13 protein-coding genes are annotated in these 16,310 nt (G+C 72.5%); 3 read left to right on the top strand and 10 right to left on the bottom strand.

Annotated features, from left to right (window positions below; genetic code table 11):
• Positions 1–74: 74 nt before the first annotated feature.
• From ruvA to VMR06_RS16125, 7 genes are all read right to left on the bottom strand, one after another.
• A complete protein-coding gene (gene ruvA, locus VMR06_RS16155; protein WP_325378198.1) occupies positions 75–668 on the bottom strand; it encodes a Holliday junction branch migration protein RuvA in 594 nt (197 codons plus the stop codon).
• Positions 665–1,219 (bottom strand): crossover junction endodeoxyribonuclease RuvC, encoded by a 555-nt coding sequence (gene ruvC, locus VMR06_RS16150; RefSeq protein WP_325378195.1) that lies wholly within the window; start codon positions 1,217–1,219, stop codon positions 665–667. Before ruvC ends, ruvA begins: the two co-directional genes overlap by 4 nt.
• Before the next feature lie 43 nt (positions 1,220–1,262).
• On the bottom strand, positions 1,263–2,003 hold the full coding sequence (locus VMR06_RS16145; RefSeq protein WP_325378193.1) for a YebC/PmpR family DNA-binding transcriptional regulator: 741 nt from the start codon (positions 2,001–2,003) through the stop codon (positions 1,263–1,265).
• A gap of 33 nt (positions 2,004–2,036) precedes the next feature.
• A complete protein-coding gene (locus VMR06_RS16140) occupies positions 2,037–2,681 on the bottom strand; it encodes an esterase/lipase family protein (RefSeq protein ID WP_325378191.1) in 645 nt (214 codons plus the stop codon).
• Entirely contained in the window at positions 2,681–4,450 is a 1,770-nt protein-coding gene (aspS, locus tag VMR06_RS16135) for an aspartate--tRNA ligase (RefSeq protein ID WP_325378189.1), read from the bottom strand. The genes VMR06_RS16140 and aspS overlap by 1 nt, the downstream gene beginning before the upstream one ends.
• Positions 4,451–4,587: 137 nt before the next feature.
• Positions 4,588–5,133: a DUF3011 domain-containing protein gene (locus VMR06_RS16130; protein ID WP_325378186.1), complete on the bottom strand. Its 546-nt coding sequence runs from the start codon at positions 5,131–5,133 to the stop codon at positions 4,588–4,590.
• Positions 5,134–5,216: 83 nt separating this feature from the next.
• Positions 5,217–5,531, bottom strand: a complete 315-nt coding sequence (locus VMR06_RS16125) for a zinc ribbon domain-containing protein (RefSeq protein WP_325378184.1) — start codon at positions 5,529–5,531, stop codon at positions 5,217–5,219.
• A 284-nt stretch (positions 5,532–5,815) separates the two neighbouring features.
• Between VMR06_RS16125 and VMR06_RS16120 the strand changes: the two genes are divergently transcribed.
• Entirely contained in the window at positions 5,816–7,711 is a 1,896-nt protein-coding gene (locus VMR06_RS16120; protein WP_325378182.1) for a DUF7453 family protein, read from the top strand.
• A 17-nt stretch (positions 7,712–7,728) separates the two neighbouring features.
• Here VMR06_RS16120 and VMR06_RS16115 read toward each other — a convergent pair whose 3' ends face one another.
• Positions 7,729–10,107: a transcriptional regulator gene (locus VMR06_RS16115; protein WP_325378180.1), complete on the bottom strand. Its 2,379-nt coding sequence runs from the start codon at positions 10,105–10,107 to the stop codon at positions 7,729–7,731.
• A gap of 110 nt (positions 10,108–10,217) precedes the next feature.
• Between VMR06_RS16115 and VMR06_RS16110 the strand changes: the two genes are divergently transcribed.
• Positions 10,218–11,528 (top strand): MFS transporter, encoded by a 1,311-nt coding sequence (locus tag VMR06_RS16110; protein WP_414648161.1) that lies wholly within the window; start codon positions 10,218–10,220, stop codon positions 11,526–11,528.
• A 155-nt stretch (positions 11,529–11,683) separates the two neighbouring features.
• A complete protein-coding gene (gene ggpS / locus VMR06_RS16105; RefSeq protein ID WP_325378178.1) occupies positions 11,684–14,017 on the top strand; it encodes a glucosylglycerol-phosphate synthase in 2,334 nt (777 codons plus the stop codon).
• Between the two features lie 66 nt (positions 14,018–14,083).
• Here ggpS and VMR06_RS16100 read toward each other — a convergent pair whose 3' ends face one another.
• Together VMR06_RS16100 and VMR06_RS16095 are read right to left on the bottom strand one after the other, a co-directional pair.
• Positions 14,084–15,448, bottom strand: a complete 1,365-nt coding sequence (locus tag VMR06_RS16100; RefSeq protein WP_325378176.1) for a M28 family metallopeptidase — start codon at positions 15,446–15,448, stop codon at positions 14,084–14,086.
• 129 nt (positions 15,449–15,577) lie between these two features.
• Positions 15,578–16,310, bottom strand: a 733-nt coding sequence (locus VMR06_RS16095) for an AAA family ATPase (RefSeq protein ID WP_325378174.1), incomplete at its 5' end; no start/stop codon positions are given.

Here is a 16,310-nt window from a genome sequence, read left to right as displayed (position 1 = left end):
GGCCGGAATAAACGGTCCGGCCGATCGATGCAAGCGGCGTGCCCTGACGGGTCGGATTCATCGGGTATGGATGCTCAGCGCAGCGCCGCCTTCAGCGCCTTGCGGATGATGTCCTCGGCGGCGTCGCCCGGCGCGCCGGCGTCCTTGATCAGCCGGCTCACCTCGGCCGGCTTGTAGCCGAGCGCGATCAGCGCGGTGCTGGCCTCGCTGACCGGATCGGTCGCCGCCGCGCTTGCGGCGCCGCCCGGTCCGGTGCCGCCGCCGAGTCCGTCGACGCGGTCGCGCAGCTCGACGACGATCCGCTCGGCAGTCTTCTTGCCGATGCCGGGAATCCGCGTCAGCGCGGCGACGTCGCCACTCTGCACGAGCCGCGCGAACGCATCGACCGGCACGCCCGACAGCACCGCCAGTGCGGTCTTGGCGCCGATGCCGCTGACCTTCTGGATGCTGCGGAACAGCGCGCGCTCGCCTTCGCTGAGGAAGCCGTACAGCGCGACCGCATCCTCCTTGACCGCATAGTGCGTGCGCAGCACCACTTCGCTGCCGACCGGCGGCAGGTCGAAGAACGTCGACATCGGCGCCTCGAGCTCGTAGCCGACGCCGTTGACGTCGATCAGCAGCCACGGCGGCTGTTTCGAGACCAGGGTGCCGCGCAGTCGTCCGATCATCGGCGTCGCCTCCAGGCGGTACGGGGAATGCCGACGCGCTGCATGCTGGCGCGCGTATGCGCATGCGCGAGCGCCACCGCGAGCGCGTCGGCCGCATCGGCCTGCAGGCGTCCGCTCAGGCCGAGCAGGATGCCGACCATGTGCTGGACCTGGGTCTTGTCGGCGCCGCCGCCGCCGACCACGGCCTGCTTGACCTCGGTCGCGGCGTACTCGGCGATCGGCAGATCGCGCGCGGCGACCGCGCAGATCGCCGCGCCGCGCGCCTGGCCGAGCTTGAGCGCCGAGTCTGGATTGCGCGCCATGAATACACGCTCGATCGCGACCTCGGCCGGGCCGTGCGCCTCGATCAGGCCGCCGATCTCGTCGAAGATCTGCTTGAGCCGCAACGGGAACGTCGCGTTGCCGAGCAGGACCAGAGCGGTATGGAAGACGTGATGCGAGCGGCCCGCCTCGTCGACCTCGATGATGCCGATGCCGGTGCGCTGGCTGCCCGGGTCGATGCCCATGATGCGGCAGCGGCCGGAGGGGGCGATGGCGGAAGGGAAGGTCATCGGGAGTCCGTGGCGGGACGGTCCGGAATATCCGGTCCGCCGCTCAGGCGTAGGCGTCCGCCGGGAGGCGCGCGTTGGTGTAGACGTGCTGCACGTCGTCGAGGTCTTCGAGCCAGTCGATCAGCCTAACCACGGCCGCCGCCGCCTCGCCCTCGACCGCGACCGCGGTGTCGGCGCGCAGCGTCAGTTCGGCGTCGGCCGGCGCCAGGCCGGCAGCGCCGAGCGCGTCGCGGACCGCCTCGAACGCGTCGGGCGCGGTCAGCACCTCGATCGAGCCGTCGTCCGGATCGGTCAGCACGTCCTCGGCGCCGGCCTCGAGCGCGATCTCGAGCACGCGCGTCTCGTCGGCGCCGGGCGCGATCGAGACCACGCCGAGCTTGCGGAACAGGAACGCGACCGAGCCGTCGGTGCCGAGATTGCCGCCGAACTTCGTGAACGCGTGACGCACGTCGGACACGGTGCGGTTGCGGTTGTCGGTCGTGCAGTCGACGATCACCGCGACGCCGCCGGGCGCGTAGCCCTCGTAGCGCAGTTCCTCATAGGTGACGTCCTCGAGGCCGCCGGTGGCCTTCTTGATCGCGCGCTCGATCGCATCCTTGGTCATGTTGGCCGACAGCGCGCGGTCGACCGCCAGGCGCAGGCGCGGATTGGCGGCCGGATCGCCGCCGCCGGCGCGCGCGGCGATGCCGATCTCGCGAATCAGCTTCGTGAAGATCTTGCCGCGCCTGGCATCCTGCGCATTCTTGCGATGCTGGATGTTCGCCCACTTGGAATGACCGGCCATGGCGTGCGCTGCGCTCGGAAACGCCGAATTTTATCAGGCGGCTGCCTGACGCGGCGGCGCGAAGCGCCCGCTGCGCAGGAAGGCGATGGTCTGGTCGGCTGCTTCGCGCGACAGCAGCAGGCCCGAATGCGAAGTCGGCACCGTGCGGTGATCGGCGATGCCGGGCAGTTGCGTCTCGGCGACCGCGACGGTGCCGTCGTGATCGCCGGCGAGCGGACCGAACACGAAGCCGAGTCCCAGCGGCAGCCGCCCGGCGACGACGCCGACCTCGTTCGGACCGCGCCAGGCGTCGAGGCCGCTGCACAGCAGATCGGCGCTGCGGCCCATCAGCCAATGGCCGAGACGCCACGCCGACAGGCTGCGCGCGGCGGCGCTGCCGCACAGCGGCGAGCCGAGGCAGACGACACGACCTTCGTGCCCGGTGGCGTCCGCATCGGCCAGCGCGCACAGCGCGACCAGGCCGCCGAGGCTGTGGCCGACCAGATGCAGCGGCGCGCCGCGATGCGCCTGCAGGCGCTCGCGCAGACGCTGCACCGCGCGGTCGGGACCGCCGACGGCGCTGGCGTAGTCGAGCGTCTGCACCGAGAAGCCGGCCTCGCGCAGCCGGCGGGCCAGTGGCAGCAGCGTCACGCTGCGCATCCACAGCCCGTGCAGCACGATGACGTGGCCGCCGTCCATCAGGTCTGGGGCTTGGCCACCCGGATGTGCAGCTCCTGCAGCTGCGCCTCGGAGATCGGCGAGGGGGCCGACGTCAGCAGGCACTGCGCGCTGGCGGTCTTCGGGAACGCGATCACGTCGCGGATCGAGTCGGTGCCGGCGATCAGTGCGGCGATGCGGTCGATGCCGAACGCGATGCCGCCGTGCGGCGGCGCGCCGTACTTGAGCGCGTCGAGCAGGAAGCCGAACTTGGCCTGCGCCTCGTCGGCACCGATGCCGAGCAGGTCGAACACCGCGCTCTGCATGTCGGGGTGGTGGATGCGGATCGAGCCGCCGCCGATCTCGTTGCCGTTGAGCACCATGTCGTAGCCGCGGCTGACCGCGTGGCCGGCATTGGCGCGCAGGTCGGTTACATCGTCGATCTTCGGCGCCGTGAACGGATGGTGCAGGGCCACGTAGCGATCGGCCGCGGCGTCGAACTCGAACATCGGGAAGTCGACGACCCACAGCGGCTTCCAGGCGTCCTCGACGAGGCCGAGATCCTGGCCGAGCTTGAGCCGCAGCGCGCCCATGAACGCGCTGACGGTCGCGTACGGACCGGCACCGAAGAAGATCACGTCGCCGGTCTGCGCGCCCACGGCGTCGAAGATGCCGTCGATCGCGCGGTCGTCGAGGAACTTGACGATCGGCGAGGTCAGGCCTTCGCGGCCCTTGGCGAGGTCGTCGACGCGGATCCAGGCCAGGCCCTTGGCGCCGTACTTGGCGACGTGCGGGCCGAGGTCGTCGATCTGCTTGCGCGTCAGTGCGGCGCCGTCGGGCAGGCGCAGCGCGGCGACGCGGCCGTCGGGGTCGGCGGCCGGGCCGCTGAACACCTTGAAGTCGACGTGGCGCACGTGCTCGGCGACGTCGACCAGCTCCAGTGCGATGCGCAGGTCCGGCTTGTCCGAACCGTAGCGGCGCATCGCCTCGGCATAGGTCATGCGCGGAAACGGGTCGGCCAGCTCGACGCCGGCGACGTCCTTGAACACGTGGCGGATCATCGCCTCGACGAAGGCCTGCACGTCGTGCTCCTCGACGAATGCGAACTCCATGTCGAGCTGCGTGAATTCCGGCTGGCGGTCGGCGCGCAGGTCCTCGTCGCGGAAGCAGCGCGCGATCTGGTAGTAGCGGTCCATGCCGGCCATCATCAGCAGCTGCTTGAACAGCTGCGGCGACTGCGGCAGCGCGAAGAACTCGCCCGGATGCACGCGCGAGGGCACCAGGTAGTCGCGCGCGCCCTCGGGCGTGGCCTTGGTCAGGATCGGCGTCTCGATGTCCTGGAAGCCGCGCGCATCCAGATAGTGGCGCAGCGCCGAGACCAGCCGCGTGCGCATGCGCAGGCGGCGCTGCATCTGCGGCCGGCGGATGTCCAGATAGCGATAGCGCAGGCGCATGTCCTCGCTGGTCGCGTCGTCGAGCATGAACGGCAGCGGCGCGGCGGCGTTGAGCACCTCGACGCTGGCCGCCAGCACTTCGACGCGGCCGGTGCGCAGGCGGTCGTTGATCTGGGTCGCCGGGCGGCCGCGGACGGTGCCGGTCACGCGCAGGCAGAACTCGTAGCGCACCGTCTCGGCGACCGCGAACGCGGCCGCGTTGTCCGGCTCGATCACGACCTGCACGATGCCTTCGTGGTCGCGCAGGTCGATGAAGATCACGCCGCCGTGGTCGCGGCGGGTGTCGGCCCAGCCGCACAGGGTGACGGTATGTCCATCGAGCGCCTCGTCGACGAGGCCGCAGTGGTGACTGCGCATGGGGTGCTGCTCCGGCAGGGTGGGCGGCGGCCGCTCGGGGCGAGCGGCCGGGCGCGGAATGCTATAGCCGTTCATGCTGCACCGCAAACGAAAACGCCCGCCGGAAAGGCGGGCGTTTCGACCGGTCGGTGGCTGCCTCAGCGCCAGCGGCGCTGCACGACGAACACTGCCGAGCACCCGCGATCGACCCAGACGCCGGCGCGGTTCCAGCCCCAGGTGCGGCCCTCGATGCAGGCGGCCTCCGAGGTCTGGCGCTCGATGCGCACCTCGCTGCCGCGGCCGGTGTCGACGCTGCAGAAGTTGTAGCGCCGATCGCGGCTCTGGCAGGTGAAGCGGATGTCGCGGTCCCAGTCGCTGCCGGGGTTCCAGCCGCCCGGACCACCCGGACCGCCGTGCCCGCCGCCGTGGCCGCGTCCGGCCTCGACGAATTCGCCCGCGCAGCCGCGGTCGACCCAGATGCCGCGGCGATCGACGCCCCAGTTGGAACCCTTGCGGCACGGCGTGTCGGAGGTCTGGCGGACCAGCTGCGCATCGCGCCACTGCACCGGGCAGCTCTCGTAGCGGTGGTTGCGGCTCTCGCAGCGGACCCGCTCCTGGCCGTAGCCGGGGCCGCGCTGGGCCTGGGCCGGCGCGGCCGTGATCAGCACAGCACCGACGAGGCCGAAGACGATGGTTTTGAACATGCTCCCCACTCCTGTTCTGACGATTGTGGACACAACGCCCAAATTTTAGACGGAGCGGGGCTGAACGGCGGCAGATCGTGCGCTCACTCGGCGGGCTTGGCGGGCTTGACGGTCTCGGTGCTCGCGGCCGGCTTGGCCTCGGCGGTCTTGGCGGCGTCGCCGGCGGGGGCGGCCGGCGCGGTGTCGCCGCTGGCCAGGTTGCGCTTGGCGTCGCCGTCCTTCTTGAAGTCGGTTTCGTACCAGCCGCTGCCGGCCAGCCGGAACGCCGGCGCGGTCACCCGGCGGCGCACGCCGGACCGGCCGCAGTCGGGACAGTCGCTGGGGTCGGGGTCGGAGAGCTTCTGCAGGCGGTCGAAGCGATGGCCGCAGGTGGGGCATTCGAATTCGTAGATCGGCATGGCGGTGGCGGTCTCGGCGCAGGTCGGCGACGGCGGGGCGCAGCATGCGGGCGCGCCAGAAAAAAGCAAGCCCGGCGCGGGTTTTCGCGCCGTCGCCAGCCGATCGGAAGCGCCCGGATTATCGTCCGCAAGCCCGGCGCAAGCCTTGCGCAAGCGATTCGGGAGCATCGTCCGGGACGGCGCCGTGCAAGATGGGGTGCTCGTCGGCCGGTGCTGCGCCTGGCGCGGCGGCGATCCGAATCGGTGCCTTCGTTCCACACAACACGATGGGGAGTAGCAAGACGATGAAAGCCCGCCACTCGATCCGGCTCGGTGCCGGATGGCTCCTGGCCTGCGCGCTGTCCGGCGCCGCGGCCCAGACGGTGCGCCAGCACGACGGTCCGGCCGGCAGCGTGACCGACCTGCGCGCCGACGGCACGCGCGCCGTGCTGCCGGCGCGCCGGCCCGTGCCGCTGCCGGCGGGCTGGACCGCGCCGGCCGGCGCGGCTCCGGCCGGCGCGCCGCCGGTCTGCGCGGCGACCTCGGCGGCCTGGCACGGCCAGGCCTTGCCGGCCGGCGAGTCGGGCACGCTGATCGCCGCGGCGTTCATGCGCTCGACGACGATCGACAACCGCGGCCGCATCGCGTTCTACGCGCAGGTGGACGGCGCGGCACGCAACCAGGGCATCTTCCTCGCCGGCCCGTCGGGTCTGGAAGTCGTCGCGATGGGCTGCGGCGGCCCCGCCGGCAGTGGCGTCACGTCCGACTGCGGCGATCTGGCGCCCGGTGGCGGTCGCTTCGCCGGCTTCTTCGGCGAGACCTGGGGCACGCCCGACGTCAACGATGCCGGCGATGTGCTGTTCATGGCCGACCTGCACGACGCGCCGCATCCGCGCGGCCTGTTCCTCTATCAGGCGGGCGCGGCGCGCTTCGTCAGGATCGCCGCCGTCGGCGAGCCTTCGCCGCTCGGCGGGACGCTGACCGCGATCGGCCCGGGCAGCCTCAACAACGCCGGCGACGTCGTGCTGCTCGCGGCGACCGACGGCCAGCTCCGGTCCGATGTGCTGATCTGGCGTGACGGCGTCCTGTCCAAGTACGTGGCCGTCGGCGACCCGGCGCCCGGCGGCGGCCAGTTCGTGACGATCGGCACCGAGTCCTGGGGTCTGGCCGACGGCAGCCAGGTGCCCGGCGGTCCGGTTCCGGCGATCAACGACCGCGGCCAGGTCGCGTTCCGCGGCGAGGTCACGGGCGGGCTCGCCAGCGGCGGCGTGTTCGTCAGCGACCACGGCACGCATCATTGGCTGGTCAAGCGCGGCGACCCGGTGCCGGGCGGCGGCACCTACCTCGACATGCAGGCGCCGATTCTCAACAATGCCGGCGAAGTGGCGTTCTACGCCGACATCGCCGACGGCCCCGGCGCGGCCTGGGTCACCGGCAAGCCGGGCCAGTGGCGGCGGGCGCTGGCGTTCTACGATCCGATCGACACCGGGCAGGTCTGGAGCCTGGCGTTCTCGCGCAATCCGCTGGCCGCGCTCAACGACCAGGGCGATCTGCTGCTGACGACAACGATCCTGCGCTCCGATGCCAGCGAGCGCGGCGCGATCGTGCTGAGCCGCGCCGACGGCTCGATGCGGCTGCTCGCCGAACAGGCGCAGCCGACGCCGCTCGGCGGCAGCTGGGGCTCGCTCGACGGCTGGCCGACGCTCAACAACCAGCGGCAGGCGCGCGTCAGCGGCGGCACCCCGGGCCTGCCGGGGCAGGCCACCACGCACGCGATCCTCGAGGCCTGCGGTACCGGCGCGCCGGTGCTGGCCGCGGCGCCGGCGCCCGGCAGCGTGCTCGCGTTCGGCGCGGTGCCGGCCGGCTCGCTGTCGGCACCGCTCGGCATCGACCTGTCCAATCCCGGCGGCAGCGGCTCGGCGCCCGATTCGGAGCTGCGCGTCAACCATGCGCTGAGCGACGATCCGGCCTTCGTCGTGCAGATCGTCGAGCGCGGTCCGTTCGCGGCCGGCGCCGCAGCCGACGGCCAGGCCGACATCGAGGTGCGCTGCGCGCCGGACGGCATCGGCCCGGTCAGCGGCGAGCTGACGCTGCTGACCAACGATCCGGCCCAGCCCGCCGGCGGCTACCGCTATCCGCTGAGCTGCGAGGGCAGCGCCGACGACACGCTGTTCGCAGACGGCTTCGAGGCCGCCGACTGAGTGGAGCGGGACGGCGCTCAGCGCGCGACCGCGGCCGCGACCCGTTCTTCCGGCCGCGCCGCGAGCGCGCTCGGCACGGGACGTTCGCCGGCGAGGCGGTGGACCTGGTCCATCGCCTCGCGCCAGGCGTCCAGATGGCCGAGCGCGCGATACAGGCGCGCCTGCAGCAGCGCGCAGCTGAACTCCGAGCCGGCCCAGTTCGCGACGCGGCCGGCCACCGCACTGGCGGTCTCCAGATCGCCGCGCTCGATCAGCGCCTCGCCCCACGACACCGCGACGGCGGCGACGTCGGCCGGAATCGAACCGCGCTCGGCGAGGCCGAGCGCATCGGCATAGGTGCGGTCGGCCTCGTCGCGGCGCCGTTCGCTCCAGGCCGTCTCGGCCTGGGCCAGGCGCGTGCGGATCGCCAGCGCCGGACTGTCCTGGCTGCCGGCCCACTGCGTGAAGCGCTGCAGCGCCGCGTCGGCGTCGGCGTTCTGTCCCTGGCGGCGCTGCGTGCGGATCAGCGTCAGCCAGGCATCGCCGGACAGGCCGTCGCGCGGCGTCAGTGCCGCGGCGTCGACCGCCTGCAGCGACAGCAGCGCCGCGTGCTGCGCCTGGCCGTCGGCCAGTGCGAGCCGCGCCAGCGCGCCGCGTGCGAGCATCGGCACCGCGGTGTCGTCGGCCAGCTCGCCGGCCTCGGCCAGCGCGGCCAGGCGCGTGCGCGCCTCGGTCAGGCGCCCGACCGACATCCAGGCGTGCGCACTCCAATATGCGGCCAGCCGCTGCGTCGAGCGGTTGGCGATGCGCTCGTTCTGCGCGTCGAGACGATCGGCCGCCGCGGCCGCCTCGGCCGGCTGCAGCAGCGCCAGCTGAGCCTGGATCTGATTGACCATCACGCCGGCCCATTCGTCCATCGCGCCGAAGCGCTCGAAGCGCTCCGCCGCGCCGACGAAGCGCGCCAGCGCATCGGCGGGGCGGCCGCGCTGCGCATCGAGGGCGCCCTGGTTGCTGTCGAGCCGCGCCAGCGCCAGCGTGTCGCCGGCCAGGCCGAGCGCGATGCGCGCGCGTGCGAAATCGTCGCGCGCATCGGGGTCGCGGTCCTGCAGCGCGCGCGCGACGCCGCGGCCGGTATAGGCCTGGCCGGCCAGCGCCGGCTCGCCGTGATGGCCGAGCAGCCGCAGCGCGGCGTCGAAGTCGCGTTCGGCCGCGGCCGGTACGGCCAGCCGGATCAGCGTCGCGCCGCGGCCGTTGAGCGCGCGGGCGCGCAGCACCGGGTCGTCGGCCTCGGCGATCGTGTCGAGCAGCGCGTCGAACGCGGCACGCGCATCCTCGAAGTGGCCGCCCGAGAACGCCAGTTGCGCACGCAGCAGCCGCAGCGCCGGCGTGGCCGGTGCGGCGGCGTCGGCGAGCGTCTGTGCCGATTCGAGCTGACCGGCCAGCATCAAGGCGCGGATCCGCGCCAGATACGCGTCGGCCGACCGCGAGCCGTCCTCGATTGCCGTCGCGCCGAGCACCGCCAGCAGTCGGTCGGCGGCATCGCGCGCGGCCGCGGTCGCCTCGCTGCCGTGCACCTCGACCTCGCGGCGATCGTGCTCCGGGCCCTGCAGCGCGAGGCGGACGCGCCAGCCGCCCGCGGTGCGCTGCGCCGACGGCGTGACGACCCAGCGCACGTCGGTCGCTTCACGCAGTCTGGCCTCGGCGTCCGGCGCATCGTGCGCCAGCGCGACCACGTTGTCGCTCGGCACCACCGACAGGCCGGCGCCGTGCATCCGGTCGGCGATCAGCTCCATGACGCCGAGCCGCAGCCAGCCCCATTCCGTATCGGCGGCGACCGCCGCCGGCAGCACCGCGATCAGCGTCTGCGCCGGCGCGGCGAGCGCCGACGCGTCGCGCTGCGGCACTGCGCGTTCGCCGAGCAGCCACGCGCCGGCGCCGAGCGCCAGCAGCGCTGCAGCCGCAACGGCGGCCGGCCAGCGCCGGGCAAGGCGGCGCCGGTGCCGCGCGTTGGCGGCCGTGGCCTCGCGCGCTGCGGTGTCGTCCGGTGGCGGCAGCGCGATCGAGATCGGCGTCGCAGCAGCCGCCGGTTCGTCGTCCGCGAGGATCTCGACCGGGGCCACCCAGCGATAGCCGAAGCGCGGCACGGTGCGGATGCGCAGCTGCTCCTCGCCGGAATCGCCGATCGCACGGCGCGCCTTGAGCAGCGCCTGCACCAGCTGGGTATCGGCGACGTCGGCCTTGCCCCAGACCGCGGCGGCCAGTTCGTCGCGGCCGACCGCGCGCTCGCGATGCTCGATCAGCCAGGTCAGGCAGTCGAACACCTTCGGCGAGAGCACGACCAGTTCGCCGTCGCGGCGCAGCTCGCGCGCGGCCGGATCCACCGTGTAGCGATCGAATCGATAGACGCACTTGCTCATCGCGCGAGGGTAGCGTGCGCTTGCCGCCAAGGCCACGGCGGCCGGCTCGCGGCATGACGCGTCGCAGCAATCCGTGTTACGGTAAAAGCCGACCTACCGACGACGGACTCATGCTGGCGCTGATCGCCCCATTGTCCGCGCTGCTCGGCGGCGTGGGACTCCTTTTGCTCGGCAGCGGCCTGTTCGGCACGCTGCTGGCGGTGCGCGGCGAGCTCGAAGGCTTCAGCGCGCAGACGATCGGCCTGATCTCCTCGGGCTACTTCCTCGGCTTCTTCGTCGGCACGCTGTTCGCGCCGGCGCTGATCCGCCGCATCGGACACATCCGCGCGTTCGCGTTCTGCGCGGCCGGCACCGCGGCACTGACGCTGGCCCATGCGCTGTTCGTCGATCCGTTCGCCTGGCTGGTCCTGCGCATCGGCGTCGGCGCCCTGCTGGTCGTGCTGTACACGGTCATCGAGAGCTGGCTCAACGCGTCCTCGCCGTCGGAGCGGCGCGCCCAGGTGTTCTCGGCGTACATGTTGGTCAATCTCGGCGCGCTCGCGCTCGGGCAGCAGTTCCTGCGCATCGGCGACGCCGGCGACTTCGTGCTGTTCGCGGTGGTGTCGATGCTGATCTCGCTGGCGGTGATGCCGGTGGCCTGGACCCGGCTGACGCCGCCGCCGGTGCTCGCGGTGCCGCGGATCGGCGTGCGCGCGCTGTACCGCGCGGCGCCGTCGGCGGTGGTCGGCACGCTCGCCTCGGGCCTGGCGCTCGGCGCGTTCTGGGGCCTGGGCCCGCTGTTCGCGGCCGACATCGGACTGGATCACGCCGGCGTCGCCAGCTTCATGGGCTGGACCATCGTCGGCGGCGCGGCGCTGCAGTTTCCGCTCGGGCGGCTGTCGGACAGCCGCGACCGGCGCGTCGTGCTCGCGGCGATCGGTGGCCTGACGGCTCTCGCGGCCGTGCTCGCCCTGCTGTCGGGGCAGCTCGGCGCCACGGCCCTGTACGCGTCGATGTTCGTGTTCGGCGGCCTGGCGTTCGCGGTATATCCGCTTAGCGTCGCGCATCTGATCGACCGCCTCAGCACCGATCAGGTCCTGGCCGGCAGCAGCACGCTGCTGCTGGTCCACGGTGTCGGCTCGGCGGTCGGCCCGAGCCTGGCCGGTCTGGCGATGACGCGCAGCGGCGAGCCCGGCGCCCTGCTCGTGTATGCCGGCGTGGTGTTCGGCGCGATGGCGCTGTTCGTCGGCTGGCGCCGCCGCGTGCGCGAGGGCATCACCGAGCACGATGCGAACTTCCTGCCGATGCTGCGCACGACGCCGACCGCGCTGGAGCTGATGCCGGCCGCGCAGGACGCCGCGGCCGAGCCGGCCGCATCGGACATGCCGCAAGCGCCCGAAGCATCCGACGCGCCGGATGCGGCCGGCGCACCGGGCCGTTGAGCGTCCGCCTGTACCGTTCCGGCGCGCGCCGCCGGTTCCATGCAACCCGCCCCGTCCGCCGAGGCACGACCGGCTTCCGTCCGGCCGCGGCCGGCGATCCCGTTTTTCGGGTCCGTCTCCGCTGAGGAGCGGACCCTCGACAGGAGGCTTACACCTTGACGATCGACATCGCCCCATCCTCGCTCCGGCCCGCACTGCCGCCGCTGCCGCCGCCGGTGCGTCCCGCCCTGGTGCTGGCCACCGATCTGGACGGCACGTTCCTCGCCGGCGATGCCGATGATCGCTGGCAGCTCTATCAGACCGTCGCCCGGCGCGAGGACGTAGCGCTGATCTACGTCACCGGGCGCGGACTCGAATCGGTGCTGCCGCTGCTGGCCGACCCGACGCTGCCGCGGCCGCGCTACATCGTCTGCGACGTCGGCGCGACCGTGGTCGACGGCGAGACGCTGCAGGCGGTGCAGCCGCTGCAGGGCGCGATCGACGCGGCCTGGCCGGGCGAGCAGGCGATCGTGCGCGCGGTCACCGGCCATCCGGGCCTCGAGCGCCAGGACGTGCCGCAGCAGCGCCGCTGCTCGTACTTCTGCGACGCCGGCGCGGTTGACGCCGCGCTGCGCGCGCGCGTCGAGGCGCTCGGCTGCGAGCTGCTGTACTCGGCCGACCGCTACCTCGACGTGCTGCCGCGCGGCGTCGACAAGGGCCGCACGCTGCGCGCCCTGGTCGAGCACATCGGCGTCGACCCCGATCGCGTGCTGGTCGCCGGCGATACCTTGAACGACCTCTCGATGTATCGCGAGGGATTCAACGGCGTCTGCGTCGGCGCGTCGGAGCCGGCGCTGATCGAGGCCACGCACGGTCACGACCACGTGCTGCATGCCGGCCGCGCCGGCTGCGGCGGCATCCTCGAGGCGATCGATCACTTCGATCTGCTCGACGCCGGCGCGTTCGCGGTCGACGGCGGCGACGCGCCGGCCGGCCAGTCGGCCCTGGTGATCGTCTACCACCGCCTGCCGTACGAGGAGGCGCTGGTCGACGGGCGCATCGTGCGCCGTCAGCACCGCTCGCCCAACGGCATCATCCCGACCCTGCTGTCGTTCTTCGGCGACGGCCGCGCCGGCTCCTGGGTCGCCTGGACCGATCAGGATCCGGCGCATCCGGACTACCGCAGCCATCCGCCGATCGACGCACAGCGCTATCCGCGGCTGCGTGCCGCTCTGGTGCCGCTGGCGCGCGCCGATGTCGACGTGTTCTACCGGCGCTTCTCGAAGGAAGCGTTCTGGCCGCTGCTGCACACGTTCTGGGAGCGCGCGCGGTTCCGCGACGACCATTGGCAGACCTTTCTCAAGGTCAATCGCGCATTCGCCGAGGCCGCCGCGGCCGAAGCGGCGCCCGGCGCGACCGTGTGGGTGCACGACTACAACCTGTGGATGGTGCCGGCGTACCTGCGCGAACTGCGGCCGGACGTGCGCATCGCGTTCTTCCATCACACCCATTTCCCGTCGGCCGACGTGTTCAACGTGGTGCCGTGGCGGCGCGAGATCGTCGGCAGCCTGCTGCAATGCGACTACATCGGCTTCCACATCCCGCGCCAGGCCGAGAACTTCGTCGACGTCGCGCGCGGCGCGTTTCCGGTCAAGACGCTCGGCCGGCAGGCCTGCGCGCCGCGCTTCCTGACCTACGGCTGCGCGGTCGGCCTGGACCGCTATACCCATCGCATCGAGGCCGGCGGCCGCGAGATCCGGCTCGGCGCGCATCCGGTCGGCCTCGACGTCGCGCGCGTGCGCGGCCTGCTCGGCGAGGCCGCCGTGCAGCGCCGCATCGGCGAGCTGCGCGAATCGATCGGCGCGCGCCGGCATCTGCTCTCGGTCGAGCGCCTGGACTACACCAAGGGCACGCTCGAGAAGCTGCTGGCCTATGAACGGCTGCTCGACACCACGCGCGACCTGCACGGCGCGGTCACGCTGACCGTGATCTGCGTGCCGGCGGCCAGCGAGATGACGGTCTACGCCGAGCTCAAGACGCAGATCGAGCAGGTCGTCGGGCGCATCAACGGGCGCTATTCGCAGGTGGACTGGACGCCGCTGCAGTTCTTCTTCCGGCCGCTGCCGTTCGACGAACTGGTCGCCTGGTACGCGGTGGCCGACGTCATGTGGATCACGCCGCTGCGCGACGGCCTCAATCTGGTCGCCAAGGAATACGTCGCCGTGCAGGGCATCGTCGGCGGAAGCGGCGTGCTGCTGCTGTCGGAGTTCGCCGGCGCCGCGGCCGAACTGAAAGGCGCGCTGCTGACCAATCCACACGATCCGGGCGATCTGCTCGTGCAGTTGCGCCATGCGATCGGCCTGCGCCGGCACGAGGCGCGCAGCCGGCTGCGCCAGATGTTCGAGATCGTCTGCCACAACGACGTCGTGCGCTGGGGACGCGAGTTCCTTGATGCGGTCGAGGGCGGCGCCGCGCATGCGCCGGCGCGCAAGCGGACGCGCGCCGGCTGAGCGACACGGCCGCCGGCACGCTGCCTGCGGACCGGACGGGCGGCTTCGATGCGCGCCGGCCGGCGCTCAGTCGGCCGGCGCCGCCTCCCAGGCATCGGCGAACAAGCGGTCCGAGGCGCCGCTGAGGACCGCCAGCGCCGCCACGTTCATGCGCACGATCGCGCCGCCGATCGCGCGTGCGTACGGGCCGAGATTGGCCGGCACGTCGGTCGACTCGTGGTAGTGCACGTAGGCACCGTAGGTGCGGTGCAGGCTCATGATCGCCGGCACGCCGCGATTCTGGTACGGCATGTGGTCCGAGCAGCAGTTGAGCAGGCTGATCGTGACCGCCAGCTCCGGCACGTAGGCGGCCGCCGCGTCGCCGAAGCGCTGGCGCAGCGCGACGTTGGAGGTGTCGAGGTCGACGCCGAGCTGTCCGTCGGGCGACCAGCCGATCATGTCCATGTTCGCCATCGCCTCGACCTTGGCGAGGTCGCCGGCCGTGGCCAGCGCATTGGCGTGCGCGGTGCTGCCGAGCAGGCCCTGCTCCTCGCCGGCGTAGCACACGAACAGCATGCTGGTCTCGGGCCGGAACCGGCTGAAGATGCGTGCGGCCTCGACGACTGCCGAGCAGCCGGTCGCGTTGTCGTCGGCGCCGGGTGCATTGACCGGCGAGCTGATGTTGGCGTTGCGCGCGTCGTAGTGGCCGCCGACGATGATCCACCGGTCAGGGCGACGCGAGCCTTCCAGGCGTCCGATCACGTTGTTGGCGCTGTGGCTGGAGCCGGCGAAGTTGAACGTGAAGGCCGGTTCGGTGACCGCCAGCCCGAGCGCGGCGAACTGGTCGGCGATCCAGCCGCGCGCCAGCGGCAGCTCGGCCGAGAACGTCGAGCGGCTCCAGCCGGCCAGCGTCTCGACGCCGGCGTGCCAGCGCTCGACGTCGACCGCGTCGACCAGCGGCACGATCAGCGGATCGGCGGCCACGCCGTCGGGCCGCTCGAACCGATACTGGCGCGCGATCACGCGGTTCGGCTCGACGCCGAGCCATTCCGGTGCGCCGAGGTGATCGGCGTGCACGTGCTCGAACGCGGCCATGCGCGCCGCGTCGGGCTTGTAGAGCAGGTCGTAGCGGGTGCCGGCCCAGACCAGCAGGTCGGACGGCGGCGGCGTCGCCGCGCAGCCGCGCGCATGCAGCACCAGATCCTCGGGCGCGAGCGCATCGAGCGGCTGGCTGGCGGCGCGCGTGCCGATCGCCGCGCCGATTGCGGCGGTGTCGCCGGCCAGCAGCAGCCGGTCGCCGAGTTCGAGCCACCAGCGCACGCCCGCGTGCCGGCGCCAGGCCTCGACCTCGGCGCCGTCGGCGCGCGAGATATCGACGAGCAAGGCCGGATCGGCCGCGAAGACGGGCGCGGCGGCCAAAGACAGACCCGCGAGCAGACGGAGCGCAAGCATGGAACGATCCCCGGTCGAGTGACGCTCCATTGTGCGCTCACCCGGCCCGGCCGGGTGCGTCCGCTGGACGAAAGCGACGATCCGCAACGCCGCGGCGGCCGCACCGGGCCGCCGCGCCGCCGGTTCGCGTCAGCTCTTGGCGAACGCCAGATGACCGCCCTCGGCGTTGACCGCGATCGTGTCGCCGGCCTGGAAGCGGCCCTCGAGGATCTCGCGCGCCAACGGGTTCTCCAGCTGCTGCTGGATCGCGCGCTTGAGCGGACGGGCGCCGTAGACCGGATCGAAGCCGACGTTGCCGAGCAGGTCCAGCGCCTTGTCGGAGATCTCCAGCCGCAGCTGGCGCTCGGCCAGACGGCGGCCGAGATAGTCGGTCTGGATCCGCGCGATCGTGCGGATCTGGCTGCGGTCGAGCGGGCGGAACACGACGATCTCGTCGAGCCGGTTGATGAACTCGGGCCGGAAATGCGCCTGCACCACGCCCATCACGGCGGCCTTCATCTGCGTGTACTGGGCCTCGTCGCCGCCGGCGAGCTCCTGGATGTACTGCGAGCCGAGGTTGGAGGTCATCACGATGACCGTGTTGCGGAAGTCGACCGTGCGGCCCTGGCCGTCGGTCAGGCGGCCGTCGTCGAGCACCTGCAGCAGCACGTTGAAGACGTCCGAGTGCGCCTTCTCGACCTCGTCGAGCAGGATCACGCTGTAGGGGCGCCGCCGCACCGCCTCGGTCAGATAGCCGCCCTCGTCGTAGCCGACGTAGCCGGGCGGCGCGCCGATCAGACGGCTGACCGAGTGCTTCTCCATGAACTCGCTCATGTCGATGCGCACCATCGCCTCGCCGGAGTCGAACAGGAACTCGGCCAGC

Origin of the sequence: Dokdonella sp. (genome assembly GCF_035511235.1) — a bacterium.
Classification (GTDB): Bacteria; Pseudomonadota; Gammaproteobacteria; order Xanthomonadales; family Rhodanobacteraceae; genus Dokdonella.
This window is presented reverse-complemented; position numbering and strand designations above follow the sequence as displayed.